Annotated in this window: 21 protein-coding genes and 3 tRNA genes; 11 read left to right on the top strand and 13 right to left on the bottom strand. The window is 34.4% G+C overall.

What is annotated here, in order from left to right; genetic code table 11:
• Positions 1-133: 133 nt before the first annotated feature.
• The 3 genes from ME3_RS03635 to ME3_RS03625 all read right to left on the bottom strand — a co-directional run bounded on the left by ME3_RS03635 (position 134) and on the right by ME3_RS03625 (position 3,039).
• A complete protein-coding gene (locus tag ME3_RS03635; protein ID WP_007477220.1) occupies positions 134-607 on the bottom strand; it encodes a peroxiredoxin in 474 nt (157 codons plus the stop codon).
• A gap of 204 nt (positions 608-811) precedes the next feature.
• A complete protein-coding gene (tyrS, locus tag ME3_RS03630) occupies positions 812-2,065 on the bottom strand; it encodes a tyrosine--tRNA ligase (RefSeq protein ID WP_007477218.1) in 1,254 nt (417 codons plus the stop codon).
• A gap of 293 nt (positions 2,066-2,358) precedes the next feature.
• Complete coding sequence (locus ME3_RS03625; RefSeq protein WP_007477216.1) at positions 2,359-3,039, bottom strand: alpha/beta hydrolase; 681 nt, start codon at positions 3,037-3,039, stop codon at positions 2,359-2,361.
• 177 nt (positions 3,040-3,216) lie between these two features.
• On the opposite strand from ME3_RS03625, the gene ME3_RS03620 reads away from it, so the two are divergent.
• The 6 genes from ME3_RS03620 (at position 3,217) to ME3_RS03595 (ending at position 9,776) form a co-directional block, all read left to right on the top strand.
• Positions 3,217-4,362, top strand: a complete 1,146-nt coding sequence (locus ME3_RS03620; RefSeq protein ID WP_007477214.1) for a cysteine desulfurase family protein — start codon at positions 3,217-3,219, stop codon at positions 4,360-4,362.
• A 154-nt stretch (positions 4,363-4,516) separates the two neighbouring features.
• Positions 4,517-6,028: a Fe-S cluster assembly protein SufB gene (gene sufB, locus ME3_RS03615; protein WP_007477212.1), complete on the top strand. Its 1,512-nt coding sequence runs from the start codon at positions 4,517-4,519 to the stop codon at positions 6,026-6,028.
• 64 nt (positions 6,029-6,092) lie between these two features.
• The gene (gene sufC, locus ME3_RS03610) at positions 6,093-6,848 is read left to right on the top strand and encodes a Fe-S cluster assembly ATPase SufC (protein WP_007477210.1); all 756 of its coding nucleotides are present in this window, start codon (positions 6,093-6,095) and stop codon (positions 6,846-6,848) included.
• 11 nt (positions 6,849-6,859) lie between these two features.
• Positions 6,860-8,128, top strand: a complete 1,269-nt coding sequence (sufD, locus tag ME3_RS03605; RefSeq protein ID WP_007477209.1) for a Fe-S cluster assembly protein SufD — start codon at positions 6,860-6,862, stop codon at positions 8,126-8,128.
• Between the two features lie 9 nt (positions 8,129-8,137).
• Positions 8,138-9,382, top strand: coding sequence for a cysteine desulfurase (locus ME3_RS03600; RefSeq protein ID WP_007477208.1), 1,245 nt, complete (start codon positions 8,138-8,140; stop codon positions 9,380-9,382).
• Entirely contained in the window at positions 9,375-9,776 is a 402-nt protein-coding gene (locus ME3_RS03595) for an SUF system Fe-S cluster assembly protein (RefSeq protein ID WP_007477207.1), read from the top strand. Before ME3_RS03600 ends, ME3_RS03595 begins: the two co-directional genes overlap by 8 nt.
• Before the next feature lie 147 nt (positions 9,777-9,923).
• Here the strand turns inward: ME3_RS03595 and ME3_RS03590 are convergent, their stop codons facing one another.
• Positions 9,924-10,433 (bottom strand): superoxide dismutase family protein, encoded by a 510-nt coding sequence (locus tag ME3_RS03590; RefSeq protein WP_007477206.1) that lies wholly within the window; start codon positions 10,431-10,433, stop codon positions 9,924-9,926.
• 431 nt (positions 10,434-10,864) lie between these two features.
• Between ME3_RS03590 and ME3_RS03585 the strand changes: the two genes are divergently transcribed.
• The gene (locus ME3_RS03585; RefSeq protein ID WP_007477205.1) at positions 10,865-11,986 is read left to right on the top strand and encodes an outer membrane protein; all 1,122 of its coding nucleotides are present in this window, start codon (positions 10,865-10,867) and stop codon (positions 11,984-11,986) included.
• Between the two features lie 203 nt (positions 11,987-12,189).
• On the opposite strand, the gene ME3_RS03580 is transcribed toward ME3_RS03585, so the two are convergent.
• The 3 genes from ME3_RS03580 to ME3_RS03570 form a co-directional block, all read right to left on the bottom strand.
• Positions 12,190-12,279 (bottom strand) — tRNA-Ser (locus ME3_RS03580).
• An 849-nt stretch (positions 12,280-13,128) separates the two neighbouring features.
• Positions 13,129-13,587, bottom strand: a complete 459-nt coding sequence (locus tag ME3_RS03575) for an NUDIX hydrolase (RefSeq protein WP_007477204.1) — start codon at positions 13,585-13,587, stop codon at positions 13,129-13,131.
• Between the two features lie 52 nt (positions 13,588-13,639).
• Positions 13,640-14,830, bottom strand: coding sequence for a UbiH/UbiF family hydroxylase (locus tag ME3_RS03570; protein ID WP_007477203.1), 1,191 nt, complete (start codon positions 14,828-14,830; stop codon positions 13,640-13,642).
• Positions 14,831-15,033: 203 nt separating this feature from the next.
• Here ME3_RS03570 and pcsA point away from each other — a divergent pair, with 203 nt between their 5' ends.
• Positions 15,034-15,810 carry a phosphatidylcholine synthase gene (pcsA, locus tag ME3_RS03565; RefSeq protein WP_007477202.1) on the top strand — a complete coding sequence of 259 codons (777 nt, stop codon included), beginning with the start codon at positions 15,034-15,036 and terminating at the stop codon, positions 15,808-15,810.
• Positions 15,811-16,029: 219 nt separating this feature from the next.
• Here pcsA and ME3_RS03560 read toward each other — a convergent pair.
• The 5 genes from ME3_RS03560 to ME3_RS03540 all read right to left on the bottom strand — a co-directional run bounded on the left by ME3_RS03560 (position 16,030) and on the right by ME3_RS03540 (position 19,082).
• Positions 16,030-16,106: transfer RNA gene (locus ME3_RS03560), tRNA-Arg, on the bottom strand.
• A gap of 47 nt (positions 16,107-16,153) precedes the next feature.
• Positions 16,154-16,462, bottom strand: a complete 309-nt coding sequence (locus ME3_RS03555; protein WP_007477200.1) for an ETC complex I subunit — start codon at positions 16,460-16,462, stop codon at positions 16,154-16,156.
• 88 nt (positions 16,463-16,550) lie between these two features.
• Positions 16,551-16,627, bottom strand: a tRNA-Pro gene (locus tag ME3_RS03550).
• Between the two features lie 551 nt (positions 16,628-17,178).
• Positions 17,179-17,874, bottom strand: coding sequence for a DnaA regulatory inactivator HdaA (gene hdaA, locus ME3_RS03545; protein ID WP_007477199.1), 696 nt, complete (start codon positions 17,872-17,874; stop codon positions 17,179-17,181).
• Positions 17,871-19,082 carry an AI-2E family transporter gene (locus ME3_RS03540; protein WP_007477197.1) on the bottom strand — a complete coding sequence of 404 codons (1,212 nt, stop codon included), beginning with the start codon at positions 19,080-19,082 and terminating at the stop codon, positions 17,871-17,873. Before ME3_RS03540 ends, hdaA begins: the two co-directional genes overlap by 4 nt.
• Before the next feature lie 173 nt (positions 19,083-19,255).
• On the opposite strand from ME3_RS03540, the gene purM reads away from it, so the two are divergent.
• Positions 19,256-20,338: a phosphoribosylformylglycinamidine cyclo-ligase gene (gene purM / locus ME3_RS03535; RefSeq protein WP_007477195.1), complete on the top strand. Its 1,083-nt coding sequence runs from the start codon at positions 19,256-19,258 to the stop codon at positions 20,336-20,338.
• Positions 20,335-20,952 (top strand): phosphoribosylglycinamide formyltransferase, encoded by a 618-nt coding sequence (purN, locus tag ME3_RS03530; RefSeq protein ID WP_007477193.1) that lies wholly within the window; start codon positions 20,335-20,337, stop codon positions 20,950-20,952. The genes purM and purN overlap by 4 nt, the downstream gene beginning before the upstream one ends.
• Before the next feature lie 116 nt (positions 20,953-21,068).
• On the opposite strand, the gene ME3_RS03525 is transcribed toward purN, so the two are convergent.
• Positions 21,069-23,612 (bottom strand): response regulator, encoded by a 2,544-nt coding sequence (locus tag ME3_RS03525; RefSeq protein ID WP_007477190.1) that lies wholly within the window; start codon positions 23,610-23,612, stop codon positions 21,069-21,071.
• A 221-nt stretch (positions 23,613-23,833) separates the two neighbouring features.
• Between ME3_RS03525 and ME3_RS03520 the strand changes: the two genes are divergently transcribed.
• Positions 23,834-24,373, top strand: coding sequence for a flagellar biosynthetic protein FliO (locus tag ME3_RS03520; protein WP_007477188.1), 540 nt, complete (start codon positions 23,834-23,836; stop codon positions 24,371-24,373).
• The last annotated feature ends 37 nt before the right edge of the window (positions 24,374-24,410 follow it).

The raw sequence follows: 24,410 nt of genomic DNA, 5'->3' as shown, positions 1-24,410 counted from the left end.
AATCTTCACTAGTATTATTACTCGATCTATTAATTTTAATTTATATATCAAATCACTAATCGATAAAACTGAATTAAATTCAAAATAATAAACATTGGATTCTTATCAAGAATGTTAACTGAATTCGCAACCATTAATTAGATAATGCACGCGCAGCGGTTAAAACATTTTCGACATGTCCAGATACATTAACTTTGCGCCATTCTTCTGCTATTTTTCCTGTTGCATCAATGAGAAAGGTGCTCCGCTCAACCCCCATATATTTACGCCCATACATGTTTTTTTCAACCCAAACACCATAAGCTTCAAGTGTAATCTTTTCCTCATCTGAAACAAGGATGATATCAAGTTCATGTTTTGCTTTAAATTTATCATGTTTGCTAACATTATCTGGAGATATACCAATAATGATAACTCCTATTTTATCAAACTCTATTTTTAATCGCGTAAAATCAATCGCTTCACTTGTACATCCGCTCGTATCATCTTTTGGATAAAAATATAAAACAACTGGCTTTCCTCGAAAATCAGAAAGACGTAATTGCCCTCCACCATCACGTGGCAAATCAAAATTAGGGGCGATATCACCTTTCGTTGGTTTTGTCATTGCACTTTCTTTCTTTTTTATACAAGTATCAAATTTTTAGACTACATAACACAGTAACGCTTCAATTATATACAATAGTATTATTATGTCATAATTGAAATAATAAAAATGAATTATGAGAACCTGATCACTATAAGAAGTTAAAACTGTTATGATTTAATAAAATAAAGAAATTACAAAAAGAGATTAAGAATAGAGATAAGCTTATAACGGCTTAACCAAGACATGCTTCTTCTTACCAAAGGAGAGCTTAATTACTCCTATTTCACTGACATCATCTTCCACAATAAGGTGCGTTTCATCTTCAACAACTTTATCATTCACACGTACACCACCACCTTGAACATATCGGCGTGCTTCACTATTGGACTTGGCTAATCCTGCTTGTACTAAAAGAGAAAGCAATCCAGTACCTATTTTTAATTCTGTAGCGTTAACTTCAATAGTTGGGAGATTATCTGCAAGTGTTTTTTCTTCAAAAGTCTTACGTGCAGTTTCTACAGCTGCATTAGCAAGAACTTTCCCATGTAACATGGTTGTAATTTCTGTTGCAAGAATCTTTTTTGCTTCATTAATTTCAGTGCCTTGTAACGTGGAAAGTCTGGCAATTTCATTCATTGGCAACGTCGTATACAATTTTAAAAATCGTATAACATCAGCATCTTCCGTGTTACGCCAATATTGCCAAAATTGATAAGGTGAAAGCATATCTGAATTAAGCCATATTGCACCATTCAATGATTTACCCATCTTTGTACCAGAGGAAGTTGTAAGCAGTGGTGAGGTTAATGCATATAACTGCGGCACTCCCAAGCGATGTCCCAATTCAATGCCGTTGATGATATTACCCCATTGATCTGAACCACCCATTTGCACACGTAATCCATAGCGCTTATTAAGTTCAACAAAATCATAAGCCTGCAAAATCATATAGTTAAATTCAAGGAATGATAAAAAATTCTCACGTTCAAGTCTGAGTTTAACAGAATCAAATGATAACATACGGTTGACTGAAAAATGTTTTCCTATATCACGCAAAAATTCTAGATATTTTAAATCGCACAACCATTCAGCATTATTGACAATGCGTGCATCAGTTTTTCCGTCACCAAATGTTAAATAATTAGCAAAAACTTTTTCAATACTAACGATGTTTTTAGCAATATCATCTTGTATTAAAAGACGCCGCGTTTCATCTTTAAAAGAGGGATCACCGATTACACCTGTTCCACCCCCCATTAAAACAATAGGACGATGACCTGTCTTTTGTAGCCAATGAAGCATCATAATTTGAAGAAGACTTCCAGCATGAAGGCTTAAAGCAGTGGGATCAAATCCAATATAAGCAGTTACAATCTCTTTTGAAAAAAGATCATCTAAGCCTTTTTCATCTGAAATTTGATGGATAAAACCACGTTCGCTCATAATATGTAAAAATTCAGATTTAAAGGCAAACATGGATTTTTTCCCTAATAAATATTACTATCCGTTTTTATAGCTGAAAGCTTATTACTATTTTATACACATGGTACGTACATAATTTACAAAGAAACTAAAAATGTTAAGCCAATAAAGAATACATGAAAGAAACTTCAAAAAATGACATTAATGTATTTTGCCTAACTATTTTCTGTTCATATCATTAATTGCACAACATAGCTTTCTATTTATAAAAAAGTACACTACAAATTCAAAATATTTCTTACGAAACGCCGCTTAGCCACTAGTATGATTTTTTTCTTTTAATACTTTCAAGAAAGCGCTAATATTTCACGTGGACAATCTGACAACTCGCCTGCAAGATGATTGTCCAAATATTGTGAACATCGTTCAATAAGTTCTTTATGACATCCACTAAAAAAGTGGTTAGCGCCTTCTAGTGTTTCTTGTGTAATAGTAATGCTTTTTTGCGTCTTTAATTTATCTACAAGAGCTTGAACATCTTTTGGGGGAGCAACCTTATCGATATCCCCATGAATTATAAGGCCTGAAGAAGGGCAAGGGGCAAGAAATGAAAAATCGTAAATATTAGGTTGAGGAGCAACAGATATAAAGCTCTCAATTTCTGGTCGACGCATTAAAAGTTGCATACCAATCCACGCACCAAACGAATATCCTGCTACCCAACAATTTTTAGAATCAGGATGTTGTGTTTGCACCCAATCAAGTGCAGCAGCAGCATCTGAAAGCTCTCCCGTTCCATAATCAAATTCGCCTTGACTGCGACCAATACCACGAAAATTAAAACGTAAAGTAATAAATCCACGCTGCTGAAACATATAAAATAAATCATAAACGATTTTATTATTCATTGTTCCACCAAACTGAGGATGAGGATGCAGAATAATTGCAATTGGTGCATTTTTTTGTTGTGAAGGCTGATAACGTCCTTCAAGACGGCCTGCAGGACCGTTAAAAATGATTTCTGGCATTCACTGCTCCTTAAGTTATAAAGAGGCTCTTATTAACCTTGATTAACTTTCATATAAAATTTATTTATATGATTTTACTTTATTAATCGTTAGATATTCTGTTTTAGATGCATTTTTCAAGAAAATTGCATTATTTTTCTTAAAATCAATTGATAAAATTACTGGTTGGGATTTAAAATGGCTGTAAAACGCCGATATTTTGATCATAATGCAACAACACCGCTTACAAAAAAAGCAAAAATAGCATTATTCGAATCTTTAGAAACATTTGGTAACCCATCATCTGTTCATGCAGAAGGCCGTGCTGCTAGAGCTTTATTGCAAAAAGCACGCCGGCAAATTGCCAGTAGACTTAATGCAAACCCAAATCACGTTGTATTCACATCTGGCGCAAGTGAAGCAGCAATGACATTATTGACCCCTTTTTATAACATGGGCTATTCTAAAGTTCAATTTTCCCACCTTTATATTGGTGCAAGTGAGCATCCATCTATTGCACAAGGGGGGCGTTTTTCTAAAGAATTGATCAGTACAGTCGCAGTTGATCACAATGGTTTAATCCAACAGGATAATCTAAAACTCTTACTGGCTTCTCACGATAATACAAAAGGCTTACCCCTTGTTGCTATCCAAGCAGCTAATGCTGAAACTGGTGTTGTTCAAAAAATGAAAGAGATAGCTGCTATTGTCCGAGATGCTGGAGGTATTCTTATTGTTGATTTGGTACAATATGTAGATAAAAATCCTATTGAAATCAATCAATTCGGCGGTGATTTCTTTATATTATCAGCCCATAAAATTGGCGGACCTAAAGGGATTGGGGCTTTTGTTTCATGCGGGAATCTTCTCATGCCGCAACCTCTTATTATTGCTGGTGGACAAGAAAAAGGATTGCGTGGTGGAACAGAAGCGTTACCACTTATTGCTTCTTTTGGAGCCGCGATGAGTGATCTTTTCACACAAGAAGAGATAGAAAACTTACTTTATTTACGCGATAAATTAGAAAATGGCCTCCAACAAATCAGCAATAACGTTGAAATTTTTGGTAAAAACGTCCAGCGTTTGCCCAATACCACTTATTTTTCTGTACAAAATATAAAAGCCGAAATAATGCAAATTAGTTTTGATTTGGCAGGATTTGCTGTATCGGCAGGTTCTGCTTGTTCTTCAGGAAAAGTAAAACAAAGTAAAATCTTAGAAGCAATGGGGTATCACATTCCAAACGGTGCAATCCGTGTTTCAACAGGGCGCTGCACAACTTCTGAAGATATTGATGATTTTTTATTGGTCTTTTCTCAAATAATAAATAATAGTAAAAAATAAAATTTGTCATTAAAAAAAATTCAAGCTAATTTTAAAGCTTGATTGAAATTTTCCTCTTTTGCATATAATTTAAAGACTGAAGTACTCGCTTTGGTCTTGTAAAAAAAGATCTTTAATCACCGGTCCTTAACACCGGCAAGAATGGAGAAAACTGATGCCGGCAGTACAAGAGACGATACGCCAGGTACGTGAGATAGACGTTGATCAATATAAATATGGCTTTAAAACCAATATTAAAACGGATAAAGCACCAAAAGGCTTAAATGAAGATATTATCCGATTCATTTCTGCAAAAAAAAATGAACCTGAATGGATGCTAGCTTGGCGTTTACAAACTTTTCATCGTTGGACTACAATGGAAGAGCCTCAGTGGGCGCGTGTTGAATATCCAAAAATTAATTTTCAAGAATTTTATTATTATGCTGCTCCTAAAAATCATACGGGACCAAAATCTTTAGATGAAGTTGATCCTGAATTATTAGCAACGTATGAAAAACTTGGTATTCCTCTTAAAGAACAGGAAATCTTGGCAGGAGTAAGAAAACAAGCTGATCATTCTCCTCTTAATGATAATATTTATGGATCAGGACAAGTGGCTGTTGATGCAGTCTTTGACTCTGTTTCTATTGTGACGACATTTAAAAAAGAATTAGCACGTGCCGGTGTCATTTTTTGTTCTATTTCAGAAGCAATTATTGAACATCCTGCCTTTATTAAAGAATATCTAGGAACAGTTGTACCAGCTGGTGATAATTATTATGCTGCTTTAAATTCTGCTGTCTTTACAGATGGTTCATTCGTTTATATCCCTAAAGGAGTTCGTTGCCCTATGGAGCTTTCAACCTATTTTAGGATTAATGAACGCAATACAGGCCAATTTGAACGAACATTGATTATTGCAGATGAAGATTCTTATGTTTCATATCTTGAAGGATGTACAGCACCTCAACGTGATGAAAATCAGCTTCACGCTGCTGTTGTTGAACTTGTTGCATTTAAAAATGCAGAAATTAAATATTCTACAGTACAAAATTGGTACCCTGGTGATAAAGAAGGGAAGGGGGGTATTTATAATTTTGTAACTAAACGTGGAGATTGTCGGGGAGACAATTCCAAAATTTCATGGACACAAGTTGAAACTGGTTCCGCAATTACTTGGAAGTATCCGTCTTGTTTGTTACGTGGTGACAATTCACGTGGAGAATTTTATTCTATTGCTGTTGCAAATGGTCATCAACAAATCGATTCTGGTACTAAAATGATCCATCTGGGTCAAAACACATCAAGTCGTATTGTTTCTAAAGGTATTTCTGCCGGTTTTTCAAATAATACTTACCGAGGGCAAGTCACAGCACATAGAAAAGCGCAAAATGCACGTAATTTTACTCAATGCGATAGTTTATTAATTGGGAACAATTGCGGTGCTCATACAGTTCCTTATATTGAAGCAAAAAATGCAACGGCTCACTTTGAACATGAAGCAACAACATCAAAAATCTCTGATGATCAGCTTTTTTATGTGATGCAGAGGGGAATTCCTGAAGAAGAAGCTATCGCATTAATTGTTAATGGTTTTGTAAAAGAAGTCATTCAAAAACTTCCTATGGAATTTGCTGTTGAAGCGCAAAAGCTCATCGCTATCAGCCTTGAAGGTTGTGTAGGCTAATTCTCGTGTATTTGGTAAATTTGATGAAAGTTAGATTACAAAACAGCAAGACCAGGATTAAATTATGTTAGAAATAAAAAATTTGCATGCCCGTATTGTTGGAACCAATACAGAAATTATTCGCGGTTTAAATTTAACTGTTCAAAACGGTGAAGTTGCAGCCATTATGGGACAAAATGGAGCAGGAAAATCTACTTTATCATATGTACTTGCTGGTCATAATGATTATGAAGTGACAGAAGGCGATATTCTTTATAATGGACAATCTATTTTAGAAATGGATCCAGCAGAACGTGCAGTGTATGGTATTTTTTTAGCATTTCAATATCCAATGGAAATACCTGGTGTTGCAACAATGGAATTTTTAAAAGTTGCAATAAACTCTCAGCGTAAAGCCCGTGGTAATGAAGAGCTTAAAATTCCTGAATTTATTAAACGTATAAAAGAAATTGCTTCTAAACTTGAAATAGATATGGCCATGCTTAAACGCCCATTGAATGTTGGCTTTTCTGGTGGAGAAAAAAAACGAGCTGAAATTCTTCAAATGGCTTTTCTTGAACCCACTCTTTGTATTCTAGATGAAACAGATTCTGGTTTAGACATTGATGCATTAAAAATTGTTGCCAATGGCGTTAATAAACTCCGCAATTTAGAACGTTCATTTTTGGTCATTACTCACTATCAGCGTTTGCTCGATTATATTGTTCCAGATACAGTACATGTCCTTTATCAAGGCCGTATTATTAAAAGTGGAGATAAAACACTAGCGCTTTATCTAGAACAAAATGGATATGCTGACATTATCAGTAAAACAGCCTGAGGCCATTGAATATGAGTATAGACTCACAGCAAAAATTGACAGCTATCGAAAAGGATATTATCAATAAATTTATCCAACGTATGGATCATTTACCTGGCAATAGGGCAGTGCAAACAATACGTAAGCAGGCCATTGAATTATTTCAAAAAACGGGGCTTCCTTCCCGTAAAATTGAAAACTGGCATTATACTAATCTACGTACTTTATTAAAATCTATTAGTGACTTTTCAGAAATAAATAATGAGCAACTGATTGATGCATTACTTTCAGAAAATATTGTCTTTTCTATTGAAAACGGCAAAATACGTACATCATCACAAATAGCAGGTGTCATAGTAGAAAGTTTTGCAGATGCATTGAAAGAAAATCATGCAAAAATAAATCAAGTCACGACAGATAAAGATTTTATTGCACAATTAAATACAGCTTTTGTTACAGATGGTTGGCTTTTACAGATTCCTGAAAATACAAAATTAGATAATCCAATTGAATTGCAAAATATTCAAATGGGTGGGCAATCACATATTTTTTCAGACATTAAAATTGGCAAAAACAGTCAGACTATGATAATTGAGCGCCAAATTGGTGGCAATAAAGATACTTTTACCAGCTCGATATTTTCATTACATGCTGCAGAATATAGTAATGTTACGTGGATTCTTATCCGAGATAGGAGCTTCGATTCTACACAATTTAGTCGATTTCACGCAGTGCTTGATAAAAATGTTCAATTATCGCTTTACGCGGTTAATATAGGTAGCCAGCTTAACCGCCAAGAAATTGATATTGAATTGCAAGGGCAAGAATCTAATTTTCAACTACGGGCAATAAATTTATTATCTGGGCAAACGCACAGTGATCTTACAATGACTGTTCGTCATATTGAAAAAAAATCAACTTCTACAGAAATTATACGTAATGTTGTTACAAATAAGGCGTATGGTGCTTTCCAAGGGATGATACATGTTGCACAAAAAGCCCAAAATACAGATGCACGCATGGCTTGTAATAGCCTCATTCTTTCTGATGATGCACAATTTAACGCAAAACCTGAACTAGAAATTTTTGCTGATAATGTTGCATGTGGTCATGGCGCGACAGTTGCTAAAATCAATCATGAATACCTCTTTTATCTTATGGCACGTGGTATCCCTCTTAAAATTGCTCGTGAGCTTTTAGTTAAAGGATTTATTTCTGAATTAATTGATGACATCAAGCAAGATAATATTCAAGCTATTTTGGGTGGTATCATTGATGAGTGGTTAAAAAAGAATATTTAAGGCATAAAAATGGAAAATTACGGACAAACATTGAATTATAATGCAGAAGCAATTCGATGTGATTTTCCTATTTTACAATGTGATATTTACGGTAAACGATTGGCTTATTTGGATAGTGGAGCATCTGCTCAAAAACCTCAATCAGTTCTTAATGCAATGAATAATTTCTATCAGTGCCATTACGCCAATGTGCATCGAGGAATACATTTTTTATCAAATACGGCAACACAATCTTATGAAGATGCTCGCGAAACAGTTCGTGCTTTTTTAAATGCTCAATCAGCTCAAGAAATTGTTTTTACGAAAAGCGCGACAGAGGCTATTAATACTGTAGCCTACGGTTGGGGCATGCCTAAATTGAGTAAAGGTGATGAAATTATTCTCACAATTATGGAGCATCATTCAAATATTATTCCTTGGCATTTTATCCGTGAACAGAAAGGTATTAAACTTATTTTTGTGCCAGTTGATAAAAATGGTATTTTACACATTAAAGAGTTCCAAAAAGCTTTAAGTGATAAAACACGGCTTGTTGCGATTACCCATATGTCCAACATATTAGGGACTGTTCCTCCTATCAAAGAAATGATTAAGCTAGCCCACCAAAATGCTGTTCCTGTACTTATTGATGGTTCTCAGGGAGCTGTACATTTAACGGTTGATATGCAAGATCTTGATTGTGATTGGTATGTTTTTACTGGTCATAAAATTTATGGACCTACAGGTATTGGTGTTCTTTATGGCAAAAAATGTCGGCTAGAAGAAATGCGCCCTTTTCAGGGAGGAGGGGAAATGATTAACGAAGTAACAATTGATAAAGTTTCTTATAATAGTCTTCCATACCGCTTTGAAGCTGGCACTCCTCCTATAGTAGAAGCTATTGGGTTAGCAGCTGCCATTGATTATATACAAGAGAAGGATAGAAACGCTATTTACGCGCATGAAATGGCACTTTCAACCTATGCACATGAAGGGCTTGAAACCGTTAAATCATTACACATTTATGGCCGTTCTCCAAATAAAGGTGCTATTATATCTTTTCAAATTGAAGGTATTCACGCACATGATATCGCGATGTTTATTGATCGGCAGGGGGTTGCCATACGTGCAGGAACACATTGCGCGCAACCTTTATTGCAGCATTTTGGTTTAACATCTACTTGTCGTGCATCATTAGCTATGTATAATAATCATGAGGATATTGATCAATTAGTAGAAGCATTGGAAAAAGCAAGGAAATTTTTTAATGGTTAAACCAATTGAAGCATGTCTCTCTAGTGAATCTGTCGACATAAAAAATGAAGAAGAAAAAGCTTGTATATCAACAATTCCAAAAGCTGAAATTAAGCGTATGACGAATGATATCATCTCTGCTCTTAAAACGATTTATGATCCAGAAATACCTGCTAACATCTATGACCTAGGACTAATTTATCGCGTTGATATTGAAGACGATCGTTCAGTAAAAATCGAAATGACACTCACTGCGCCTGGTTGCCCTGTAGCAGGTGAAATGCCAGGGTGGGTAGAAAATGCTGTAAATACAGTTGAAGGTGTTTCATATGTTGAAGTGATTATGACATTTGATCCACCATGGACACCCGATTGTATGTCAGAAGAAGCACAAATCGCTACTGGATGGTACTAAAAATGCCACCTTCTTTAAAGTATAAAAAAGATGGCATTTTTCTTTTAATTTACCTTTAAAAGAAATGAATAAATACCACCTTTATAATTTCACCCATATTTCTTTTAAAAGAAATATGGGCAGAAAGCTAAAATGAGAACATTGTGATTATTTTATAACACCACACGCTAAACGCGCACCGCCTCCACCCAACGACGAAAAAGTGTCTTCTCCTACGTGAATCATCAACGAACGGTTTCTAATTTCAGTAAGTTTTTTAATACGTGGAACAAGGACACTCATGGTTGCTCGACCTTGTGCGTCAACATAAAGCATGGGCAAATCACCAAGATGGCCATTTATATTGTAAGGTCCAAGATGTTTATTGGTATTTTGTGGATCATAGTGCCCTCCTGCAGCACCACCAATTACACCATCTTTCGGATCACATGAAGGATACATATGTACGTGAAAACCGTGAAAACCTTCTGGCAATGAAGACAAATCTGGTATAAAAATCAAACCATATTCATTTTCTTGAATTGTAACCTTACCAATAGGTTTCTTTAGATCGTTTTCTTCCAGCCTATAAATTGTTACTTGAATTGATTCTGCTAAAGCAAAAATGCTAGAATATAAAAGCATAAGTAATGTTAATAAGGGAAAAACTTTATTCATAGAGCACCTTTCACATCTAATTTAAATTAAACAAAAAAGTTTTCTTTTTAATAATCTAACGTGTTAATTTCCCCGCTCATATTCCACCTGTTACAATATTTTTATAATTTTGTAAATTTTGTGACAAAAATTTTTCTGATGTGAAATCAATACGTTACTATATATCTTTATTAGCCCTTAATTTTAAGTACCTCCTGAGCATGCTAAAAAATATCCTCACACATTTCTAAGCTGATCTGTATCAATAATCGAAATCTGCTAAAAGCTAGTAGTCAATAATTTCCTGACTTATAAGCAAGTTCACTATTTAAAGTTCTATAGAACTTATTTTTTATGATTGTGTCATTTTTATTATAGCTCTTTTTGAAAAGATTATGTAATGAGGATAATGTATCATTATGTGGTTCTCAACATTATCTTCGGAGTAACTCATGAACACAAAATGTTTAATCAGCACATCTATCATCACTCTATTTACAGCTTCTGTAGCACAAGCGGCAGATATTATGGTACCTCGAGAGTCGAGGCCCGTTGTTTCAGCTCCTCAAGCATCAAGGCAAATTTCATCACCTGTTGAAATGAGTCCTAATTTTGATGTTCCACCAGTTATTTCTGCACCAACTTTCTCTTGGAGTGGTTTTTATCTTGGAGGGCAGATTGGTGGCTTTTCAGGTAAAACGGGGATCAGTTTATACGCTAAAAAAGGTCCCAGTACGAGAGAATGGACTCCAGTTGAGAAAGATACATTGCCTCAACTTTCTGGTTTCATGGGTGGTCTTTATACAGGAGCCAACGTTGATCTAGGGAATAGTCTTATTCTAGGTGTTGATACAGATATCGTTTGGTCTAATAAACAGGATAAAAAAATTGTTGCTAAAATAAAATTTGAAGCATTAGAGCTAGAAGAAATAGAAGAGGTAGAAGAAATAGAAGAAGGATCAGACACAGAAAGTGAAAGGCGTAAATCACATGAACATGCATTTGCGTTAAAGAATGCAAGCAATATATCTTCAGGACGGAGTACGAGGGGTGCTAGAACAAAACGGACACAGGAGGAATCAGTACAATCACAAGTTCAAAATTCTACAGAAACACAGTCACATAATTCACAACAACAAAATAATAGGTCAGCTTTGCCCGTAAGGCATATAAGGGAAACAGAGCAAGTAGATGAAACAGCGGAAGTTACTAAAGTTTATAGTAACACTTTAAAACAAAAATGGTCTGGTGCTACACGAGTACGTATAGGTTTTGCAGCTGATCGTATTGTGCCTTATATTGCTGGCGGTGTTGCTTATGCGCAGATTCAAAATATCTTTTCACGATCAATTGAAATGGAAGGTCACGAAATAAGTTCTTCTAACTTATCAGATAAAAAAATAATGGTAGGTTATACTCTTGGTGGCGGTGTTGATTTTGCGATGGTTGACAATGTCATTTTACGTGCGGAATATCGCTACTCAGATTTTGGTAAACAGAAATTTGCTAAGGATAAATTAGAACTTGCCTACCAGACCAATGATTTTCGGGTTGGTGTCGCTTATAAATTCTAATTTATTGTACAACTCAAGTTATTTAAAAAGCTCCATCATATGATAGAGCTTTTATTTTTACCTGTTGTTTGTGTTTTCTCGGATTAGGGGAGGGGAACGATTATAGTCATACCTATAACAAAAAAATTGCTTAGATTCTAACCTTAGTTATCTTACTTACATAACCTTAAAAATAAATACATTATAGGTTGTGCAACCCTTAGTGGCGGAGGGGGTGGGATTCGAACCCACGGTACAGTCTCCTGCACGCCGGTTTTCAAGACCGGTGCCTTAAACCGCTCGACCACCCCTCCAAAAAAATACGCTTTTTTAATAGGTACTTTTTACAAGCTTCTTCGAAAAGGTCAATTACTTAAATACGATTTTAAGTATTTTAATTAATGCTTTAAACTTAATTAATTCTAACTACTAAGCCATATACTTTTCTATAAGCTATTTCAATTAAAACTAACAATTCCACTGCCCTTATTTAATGGTTTGGTATTATAATGAAAAATTAAAATTGCCAATGATTCATAAAACTAAAAACTATACCGATAATAGCACCTATTATTAACCCTATTACTGCACCAGTTAATATACCAACAGAAAGCGCTATACCTATCCATTACGATGATTGGACCAAACCCTGGTAGGACAATATAACCACAAGTCGCAAGAATTGTGGCAATTGCCTCTGAAATACTATCATTTAAACTTCCAATGACTCTGGCGTTTATAATAAGGGTCATAGAAAATCTTATATGGTGAAACTATAACTACAGATGAAATACAAATCGTTATTGCAAGAAAAGTAATTAATCTAAAATTTTCACCTAATCTCATCTTATCACCATCTATTTAAACGATTCTTTTCTATTCTGCGCGCAATAATTAATCCTTGTATTACTGACAAGTTCCAATCCATGTTTAATTTGATATTTATGCTTAATAAAGGAATATAGGGCTTTTAAAGTTTAAATTACTTTACTATCCAAACTACTTTTCTTTTTTTATTATCTTGGTTGCACAATTATACGAGCGCCAATTTTAAATAATTTGTATTTTTGTCTATTTTTTCAAATGACAATTTTATAGCATTTATATTAGCAAGTGATCGATAAAAAAAGATAGTGTATAAAACAAATTACCATGCACTATTTTTAACATGGTTTATAACACAGTAAGATTTCCTTTAATTGTGGTTCATTGACACGTTTTACCGCTTCTGATACTGTAACCCACTCATACATACGCTGACTTTGTTCTGGCCATTTTTTTTCTTGATAAGAATAAAGTACAGCAAAAACATAGACACAGAACTTACTGTTTTTTTCTACCGGTAAATCTAATTTTTCATATTCATATGTGCCTACAGGAAATCTCCCCACGACACCCCGCACTCCAGCTTCTTCAAAAGCTTCTTGCAATACAGCCTGTGAAAAAGACTTCTTTGGAATTGGCCATCCTTTTGGTATAATCCACCGACCAGATCCTCGGCTGGTAATAAGGAGAAATTCAAGATTTCCATTCTTTATGCGATAAACTAATGCACCAACTTGTAAAAAACGTGCACCATCTACTAAAATATATTTACTATAAGCTATATCAGCACCATTCATTTCTTCTTATCATACCAGCGTAGTTAGTTATCTGAGAATTAATTGTAAAAATTTATATTATTGCTTTTAATCCATCACCAGGATGCATTCCTTCTCGCATCAATAAATTACGTAACGGTGAGAAATTACGTAATAATTCGAGCCCAACGCTTCGTACAATATGAACAGGAAACATATTGGAAAGTAAAGTATGATTAAGTGTATGAACAAATCCACTGCGAATAAATACATCAGGTTTACGGCGCCGGTTATATTGTGCAACAATTGTTTTAAAATTAGAATTGGATATCTGGTTAGGTAAAATATCAACCAAAGTTTGAACATCACGAAACCCTAAATTTAATCCCTGTGCTCCAATAGGGGGAAAAACATGAGCTGCTTCACCCACTAAAATTGTTCTGTTTGCAGCAAAACAATGAGGGATAAGACCCCAAAGAGGGCACGTTTGAATTGCCATTTTTACTGTTACTTCACCAAGCATTGATTGCATCTGACCTTCAATCACTTTCGCTATTGTCTTTGGTTGCATATCCAATAGCTCTTTGGCGCGTGAGGGATTAGTAACCCATACAAGACTAGATGTATTTCCTGGTAATGGAACCTGTGTAAAAGGACCATCCTCTGTGTGAAATTCAGTTGATATATTTTGATGAGGTAACTTATGTGCAAAATTTAAAATAAGTGCTGTCTGCGGATAATTCCATTGTTTAACTCCAATTCCAGCAGCCGCTCGCGTTGGAGAATGACAACCGTCAGCTGCAACAACAAACGATGCTTGAATAACTCTGCCATCTGAAAGAGCAATATTTACATGATCCTGTTCATGATGAAAAGATTTTGCTAAAGAAAAAAATCTTATAATGCCTGATGTGTGCTCAATGGCATTCATTAAAGCATTGTTCAGTTTTAAATTGGGAATATTATAACCAAAAGCTTTTTTACCAATTTCAGAAGAACAAAAATTTACAGTAGGAGCACGTACAACCCTAGACGTTGCATCAATGATTCTCATTAAAGATAAAGCTGCAGCATGAGATTTGACAGTTTCCCAAATATTTAATCTTTGAAGCGCATGAATCGCCGGCATCATAAGAGCAGTTGTTCGTAATTCATCTGCACGAGTAGGGGGAGCAATGAGAAAAACAGTGTAACCTTTATGCGCAAGACTAAGTGCTGCTAACATACCAACAGGACCTGCACCAATAACCGCTACATCTCTATGTTCATTTTTTTCAAATATCACAACAGCTTAAATCTTTCTAATTTACTAATTACTTTAATGATTTTAAATAAAGAAATTCTTTTCTTATTACATAATGTAATAAATTTTGCGATACAAAAAAGTGGTAATCTTGTACTCTTTTTACAGATTAGTCATACAATATAAAGAGAAAAATGATACACAGATAAAACGAACAAAGCTTAAAAAGTGAGGATAGAAAAACATTGAGACATAAGTTAACAAGAAAAATCAAAACCAACGCTGATCGATTGCGCTCCAAAACAGTAACAATGCCACAAGTAAGGGCTTTTTCTGTCCATTTGTTAACAGCTTCAGGTTCGTTTTTAGCATTCCTTTCTTTAATAGCTGCATCTAAAAAAGAATGGATTGCTATGTTTTATTGGCTTGGACTTGCACTTCTCGTTGATGGTATTGATGGGCCAATAGCACGTAAACTTAATGTAAAATCTATACTTCCAACATGGTCTGGTGAACTGCTAGATAACATTATTGATTACGTGACTTATGTTTTAATTCCGGCCTTTGCACTTTATCAAAGCGGTTTTATGGGGGCAGGGTTGTCATTCTTATTAAGCGCTATTATCGTCATTTCATCAGCTATTTATTATGCAGATACTGGAATGAAAACTAAAGAAAATTTCTTTAAAGGGTTTCCTGTTGTTTGGAATATGATGATTTTCACACTTTTTGTGGTGCGACCTGAGGAATGGGTTGTCTTCGTTATCATTTTCTTATCAGCAATTTTATCTTTTTTACCAATTTATTTTATCCACCCAATAAGAGTTATTCGCTTACGTATGCTTAATCTTTCAGTTTTTCTTGCGTGGTGTTCATTTGGTATTGCTGCATTTTTTTATCATCTTAACGCTCCACATTGGATTAAAATAGGAATCTCGATCACCGGTATTTATATTTATTGTATTGGTGCCATCATGCAATTATTTCCTACATTAGGTGCACAAAAAAATGATCGGAAATAATAAATTGTGATTAATAATAAAGTTTAAGAGAACATTCTATCAGAATATCTTAAAATCGCATAATATATATTATGGAACTTTTTAGACTAACAATAATTAATATAGCAGGAAAATAACACCTATACAAGAATGCTTATCAGAAGATTTCAATGCTTGAATAAATAGCTTATTAAAATACAAGAAATAATCTAAGTTATTGATTTTTAAGCTATTGATATTTGGTGATCCCGACAGGATTCGAACCTGTGACCCACGGCTTAGAAGGCCGTTGCTCTATCCAGCTGAGCTACGGGACCAATTGATGATCACCTTTTAAAAAACATTTTTTAAAAAACATTTTTTGTTAGTGCGTCCAAGATTGTTGTCGATCACTACGAAAATTATCAGAATAAGAGATAGCACGTCGAAAAGAAGGCTTACATGAATTTTCTACACGATAAGGAATAGAATTTTTGAGAGCAAAAGCAATGGCTTCTTCTTTCATTTTAAACCGGATTTTTATCTGACTATTTATATCCGATGTCGCTGTATATCCCATAAGAGGTTCAAGCATTTTTGCTTGCTCCGGCTCATACTGCAGAACCCAAAAACCAACATTAGCCTTGCCCGACTGCATTGATGTTTTCGCCGGACTATAAATACGTGCAACCATATTCTTTCCCTTTAGACGACACAACGCTTAAATAACAACACTTGTATGTTATTCAATGAATCCATTATTTTACATCAAATAAAACATATGGTCGGAGCGATAGGATTCGAACCTACGACCCCCTGATCCCAAATCAGGTGCGCTACCAGACTGCGCTACGCTCCGCGATTTATATTTGATGTCCCTTCCCTAAAATTTTCACAACAGAAGTACAAGTGTAAAACACATTTTTTTAAAATTTTGTTCTCTTTTTTTATGGATAATAACTTTTTTAAACACTTCTTATCGCCAACGACATATTATAAGCAGTATTTTATCCATAAAATGCCTGAGATTAATGTAATTTAAAACACAAATAATTTGAATACAATAAAAATTATCCCCCTATTTTTGCATTTATAAACAATTCTACTCAATAAAGTTTACAGCTTATTGATAACAGTTCAATATACAATTAAAATAAATGTTTACAGTACTTAAACTACAAAAAATTTCTTACAAAAAGAAAACAAATCAGCTCCTCGCCCCTTTCTATATGAAAGGGTTAGATTCTTGACCTTTCAACGTTAAACAAATGATGCATTACTGTTAACACAAACATTATCAGTTAATAAAGGCAGAAAACTTAGTGATTTTTCTCCTGTCTATGTACTTTAAAACCAATAGCAAAACCATATATTTTTATTAAACAATAAAGACAATACTCAAAATAATATTTATTGTATTTGCATATTAATGACTTCACAAATGACAGCACGTGTTATTTTGCTTTTCCTTTGCAATGCTAATTTGTCAACAGAATCAATAACACATCTTAATGCAAATAAAGAACGTTCACAACGACTTACAAGATAACGGATAATATCTGAATGAACAGTAATCTGTCGATCTGAAAAAAGTTTAAATGCGATAGCCGTTAACAATGCATCATCAGGTTGATCAATCTCAACTAACATAACTGAATTAAGACGACTTTTTAGATCATTTAGCTTTAAATCCCATGTAGATGGTAGTGTACGAGCAGTCATCAATAAAGTAGCTTGACCTTGATGCACATTGAGATTTGCTTGTTTAACACTATTAATCAAATGAAAAAGTCCAGTTTCATTGATTTTTCCCGTATCAATATCCTCAATTAAAAATGATCTACCTGAAGAAGCTGCAGTAATTACTTGGTCAATTTCATCACGATGAACAATTAAAGCATTAGCTTTTTGTAGCCATACGCTAGAAAAATGCGTTTTTCCAGATCCTTCTTTTCCAACCAAAACAGCAATAGGTAATACCCAATTTGGCCAATGATCAACCAACTGAAAAGCCATACGATTACTATCTGTAACCACTAAATCATCTCGCCGAAAAACTGACTCATAGGAAAAGTCTAAAGGTAATTGTGTTTCATGTTCATTCATTCTACTGACCCCGAATTCCCACTTTGTGAATACATTTGAGAATTAAGATAAGTATGAAGAGCAAAACGAACCAAAACACCAATGGCTGCAGAAGCAGGAACAGCAACCAACATGCCCGTAAAACCAAATAACGAACCAAAAGCAAAAAGCGCAAACATCAACCATACCGGATGAAGCCCCACTGATGAGCCTACAAGCTTTGGTTGAAGAATATAACCTTCAATAAATTGGCCAATTAAAAAAACAGCCATAACAAGAACAATACGGCTCCAATTATCGGGATAAAACTGGACCCATGCAACACCACCAGATAAAATAAAACCACTCATTGTGCCAATATAAGGGATAAAACTGATGAGACCAACAAACATACCAATTAAAAGACCAAAATTAAGTTCTGTAATAGTTAGACCAATAGCATAATACCCCCCCAATATTAAACAAACCGTTCCTTGCCCACGAACAAAGCCTGCAATAGCTCTATCCATTTCGTAAAAAATACTGCGGACAGTTTCAAGATGATCTCGTGGTATCCAAGAATCAACGGCTTCAACCATACGCTGCCAATCCAGTAACATATAAAATGCTACAACAGGTGCTACCACAAGCAGACTGACAATATTAACAATGGATTTTCCTGATCTTAAAAGTGAATTTAAAAGAGATGTAATAAAATCAGAGCTTTGCCCTAAAAGAACTTTAATATTGGTTTGTAATTCATTTGGATCACTACCAAAATAACGCCCTACCCAATCAAAATTAGATTCTGTCAAAAAATTTTGAATGCGACTAACATAAATTGGTAAACCACTACTCACAAATTGTTGTATTTGCCAACTGACAATAGGAATTAAAATTGTTAAAGCAGCAACAAAAATGATAACAATAAACAAGGTAATTAAAATTGTCCCAAAAACGCGACAAATACCAACTTTTTCAAGCAATTGTACAATTGGATTAAGAAAATAAGCCAACACAATCCCTGCTACAAAAGGAAGTAAAACTGATCCAAAAACAAACATAAAGATTACAAAAAAAATCAATGTCCCAAGCCAGAAAAAAATTTGTTTTTTCATACTGTTTGGTAAAGGCACTTGGGTATAAGCTGGAACATAAGAAGTATAACGGCCTTGAAGGCTGCTTTCTTTGATTTTCTCTTTCATTGACTGTAAATTAGGGTTATTATGACTATCTGATATTTTATTCATCGATATCCTCAAAAAATCCTTTACAAAAGATTATGCAACTTCTTTCGTTTAGGTTCAAGGTAAACAATCATTTATTTCTGGATGTTAAATGTTAAATTTCTTGCAGAGATAGCGCTATTATCATGGCATTGCGTAAACAACATTAAAATTGATTTTTCATAAAGAAGGCTCCAATGAGCAACAAAAATCCAATAAATAACAAACCCAATAACCTTACTTATGCAGCAGCTGGTGTTGATATTGATATGGGTAACACCATGATAGAAAACATCAAACCCTATATACGTTCAACAAAACGAGTAGGTGCAGATACAGAAATCGGCGGTTTTGGTGGCTTATTTGACTTAAAAGCAGCAGGCTTTACAGACCCCATTCTTGTGGCAGCTAATGATGGTGTGGGTACAAAACTAAAAATTGCTATTGAAATAGGTATTCATAATACTGTTGGTATTGATCTTGTAGCCATGTGCGTTAATGATTTAATTGTCCAAGGTGCTGAACCTCTTTTTTTCTTAGATTATTTTGCAACTGGAAAACTTGATGCTACACAAGGTGCTGAAATCGTTTCAGGCATTGCAATAGGATGTCAGCAAGCAAACGCTGCTCTTATTGGAGGAGAAACTGCAGAAATGCCTGGAATGTATGCAAACGGAGATTATGACTTAGCAGGTTTTGCTGTAGGAGCTGTTGAACGCAATTCATTGTTGCCTTCAAAAGATCTTACAGAAGGTGATGTTATTTTAGGTCTTAGTTCATCTGGTGTTCATTCTAATGGTTTTTCTCTCGTCAGGCGGATCGTTAAACAAAGTGGTTTAAAATGGAATGACCCTGCCCCCTTTAACCCTAAAATAAACCTTGGGGAAATACTTCTCACGCCAACTCGCATTTACATCAAATCACTATTGCCAATTATACGAAATTATAAAGGGATTAAAGCTCTTGCCCATATAACAGGTGGTGGTTTCCCAGAAAACATTCCACGCATCCTCCCCCCTTCCCTTTGTGCTGAAATTAATCTTTCTGCTATTAATGTGCCGCCAGTATTTTCATGGATTGCTAAACAAGGTGAAATACAGGAAACAGAAATGCTACGAACATTCAATTGTGGTCTTGGCATGGTTATTATTGTAGCACAAAACTCACTTGAAGCTATTACACAAGCACTCAAATCACAGGGAGAAACAGTTACTTCACTTGGTATTTTAACAAAATACCAAAATAAAAGAATTGCTTATAAAGGTGAGCTTCATTTATGAAAAAAAAAGTAATTATTTTTATTTCCGGCAATGGTTCCAATATGGTTTCCCTCGCTAAAGCAAGCAAACAAACTGATTATCCTGCTAAAATCATTGCAGTTATTTGCGACAAACCCCATGCTGGTGGTATTGAAAAGGCACGTGCCAATGGCTTGCCTATTCATATTGTAGATCGTAAAAATTATCCAACTAAAGAAGCCCATGAAGAATCTATTCTTACTATTTTAGCCCAATATCAACCAGATATTATTTGCTTAGCTGGTTATATGCGGCTTATTTCACCGCATTTCATAAAACCCTATGAAGGACGGATCCTTAACATTCACCCATCCCTTTTACCTTCATTTAAAGGTTTAAACACCCATGAAAGAGTTCTGCAAGCAGGTATTAAAATTACTGGTTGTACAGTTCATCTTGTTACAGAAGAAATGGATGAAGGAAAGATTCTTGCTCAAGCTGCTGTCCCAGTATGCCCTAATGATACCCCTGAAATGTTAGCGCAAAGAGTTCTTCAAGTTGAGCATAAACTTTACCCACAAGCTTTAAAAGCATTCATTAAAGGTAATGATAACGATAAAATAATAGATTATCAACAGCAGCTTTTATCATTTTAAAACAGTCTCTTATGTTAAATATTTTTTCTAAATTCACTCATCTATTTTCTAGATTAATGAGTACAAATTTTGATATAAAAACTTATTACCTTCATTAATATTTTTGCAAATATTTTTTACTGTGCTAACGTTTCTTTAACGGCTAAAGCTAGCTGTTTGAGTGTAAACGGCTTAGATAAAAATCCGAAAACAGCATCTTTTGAAAGATTCTTAGTAAAAGCATCTTTTGCATACCCTGAAACAAAAATAAATTTGATCTCAGGATATTTTTTACGCACTTCTTTGAGCAAAGTCGGCCCATCCATTTCTGGCATAACTACATCGGAAACAATAATATCAACAGCACCTTTATTTTCTTCAAGTATAGCAAGCGCTTCCACCCCACTCGCAGCTTCTAAAACAGTATATCCTCTCATTTGAAGAGCTTTTACCCCGCTCATTCTAACAGCATCTTCATCTTCAACCAATAAAACAGTCGCAAAACCTGTTAAGTCTGTATTTTTTTCCTGCTCTTCTACTTTTTCAATTTGTGGAGAAATTTCATTGCTGACATCAGAAATATAACGAGGTAGAAAAATATGAAATGTCGTTCCTTTTCCTTCTTGGCTATCACAGTAAATATAACCACCTGTTTGCTTGACAATGCCATAAACCATTGATAACCCAAGCCCTGTTCCTTTACCAACTTCTTTTGTTGTAAAAAACGGCTCAAACATTTTTTCTTGTACAAAAGCAGATATACCTTCTCCTGTATCCGAAATGGTCAATTGTACATATTCATCACTCACAAAGCCAACATAATTAAATTTAGTACTCTGTTGTTTTGTAATATTGTTTGTTTTAATTGTTATCAGGCCTCCATTCTGCATAGCATCACGCGCATTAATTACCAAATTCATAATAACACGCTGAAAAGAAGCTTGATCAACTTTAACGCTCCACAGATCTCTTCCGTGAATAATTTTCAACTGGATATTATTTCCTAAAAGAGACAAAATAAGATTGCGAATATCAGATAAAAGTTCTGTAAAATCAACTTTCTCAGGTTTAAGTGTTTGCTTTCTAGAAAAAGCTAATAATTGCTGCACAAGTGCAGCGGCACGATTAGCATTATTTTTAATATTGATAAGATCAGCATGCGCTGGATCAGAACTGCGGTGCGTGTTTAAAAGAAGATCGCACGACATTAAAATTGCTGTTAAAACATTATTAAAATCATGAGCAATACCACCAGCTAACTGCCCAACGGCTTGCATCTTTTGATTTTGTACCATTTTATCTTCAAGTGTTTTTTGTTCTGTCGTTTCTATGACAGACACAATCACCAAATCTTCTAATGCATCATTATACCATTGTATCATAGGCATAAGATGAAGATGAAAATGACGCTTTTTATTATTTTCTAATACTATGTCTATTGAAATTGGATCATTCTTATTCTTTGCAATCTTCTCAAATGCATGCTCTAGTTGAGCACGACCTTGGTGAGGTATAATATCACAAAAATGGATAGTTTTACCAGAACACTCCATCAACAATAAAAAAGAGTTATTGATATGAATAAACTGCCCTTTCTGGTCAACTACAGCTATTGCAAAAGGACTTGCATCAAAATACTTTACCAATGTATTCGGCAACTTTAATTGATAATCGCTTTCCTTCTTTTGTATTGACTGCGGCGTCATAACAATGCGATAGACAGCATCATCTTCTAAGAGAGAAGAGATACACATAAAACAATTCAATATTTTCTTATCACCAGTTTGTGAAGTTAAAAACAAAGAAAACGTATAAGGTGTAGCACAATTTGAATTGTAATGTTCGTGACTTTGTAAACAAACATCACTCCATACACTATTAACTCCAGAAGCATCAAAGAACTGATCAAAACTATATTGACCAACAGTAAAATTTGCCAAATCGATCGAAAACCATTCGGCAAAAACTGCATTTGCATAGATAATAATTCCTTGTGCATTAACAGATAAAAATCCAACAGGAGCTTGATCTAAATGATTGATAGCTTCTTGAAGATTCAAACAAAAAGTTTCACGGCATTCTTCTAAATGTGAAATATCAGCGATACGCCAAAATAAAAACTTTTTTTTCCATTGTAGTATTGGTTGAACAGAAATATTATACCATACAATGTTTTTCTGAATAGAATGAATAAAAATTGACCGATCTATCTTTAATGTTTCTTGAGCTGAAAGATTGTTAAATGCCGCAACTTTCAAGCGATATAAAAGTGCTCTAGCACCTGGAAGATCAGCAATAACTGCATAACAAGAAGCCTCAGGTTTATAAGTAAAAATTTTCTGATAATTCTGATTAGAGTAATAAACAAAACCTGATAAATCAGATATTACAATTACATTATCTATCTCATCAAAGACACTAAAATCTAAACTCTTATGCAATGACCTGATATCACATCTCAAAATACCCATTCCTATCAGAAAAAGCACAGCAATGCCTATAATCGCTAAAACTAAAAAAGACATTAAAGAAGCCTGATGAAAATAGCTTTGCGGATAAAAAATGCCCAAAAACCCTACACCGAGCAAAAAAATTATAACAAAAAAAAGCCCCCAAACCATAGCTCCCCACCGCATGGAAGGAGGTAATAATTTGTCCATGCCATCAAAACCTTTGTTCATCTCTATCTGTCTCGATTATAGATGCTTCATGAAGCTTAAGATATCTTCAATAATCACTATTATGAAGAATATGCTTAATCTTTCTATTATATATATAATATAAGTATATTTGCTCAATGGAAATCACTCAACACTTCACATTTTATTGAACTTCTTAAAATGATTTATAAACTTACATAATAAAAAATAATGATTTCATTATGAAATGAGGAAAAAATAGTATGAATATTTGGTTATCAAACTATATAGGAACATCTGCAGCAAATATAATTACAAGCCTCGTGTTTCTTATAATAATAATTGCAGCAATTGTTGTAGTTATAATGCTTTTACGCTATTTGAATAAAGGAGGATTTAATTTCAACAAAAAAAAGAATCCATTACGATTAATCATATCTGACACAATCGCTATTGATCGTACACGCCGCCTTGTTCTAATACGTCGCGATGACGTAGAGCATTTAATTCTCATCGGTGGAGCAACAGATATTGTTATAGAATCTAATATTGTTAAAACACAAACTCCATATGAAAATTATAACAGAGCACAAAGAGATACACAGCCAACATCAAAAATGGCAGAAACTAATTTCAATGCTACCTTTACTGAACAAACCTCTTTATCCAGCAGTACAATAAAACCTACACAAGATAACATCTCCTCCCCCTCTTCTAAAAATAAACAGTTAAAAGATTCGGCACTCACAGCTGAAATTGAAGAACGGCAAGAACCATCTTTCTTTATTCCTACTCCCAAATAAAGTACTTTATTTTCTGATATTTTTGATCGTAAATCGA

Source organism: Bartonella melophagi K-2C (assembly GCF_000278255.1).
Classification (GTDB): Bacteria; Pseudomonadota; Alphaproteobacteria; order Rhizobiales; family Rhizobiaceae; genus Bartonella; species Bartonella melophagi.
This window is presented reverse-complemented; position numbering and strand designations above follow the sequence as displayed.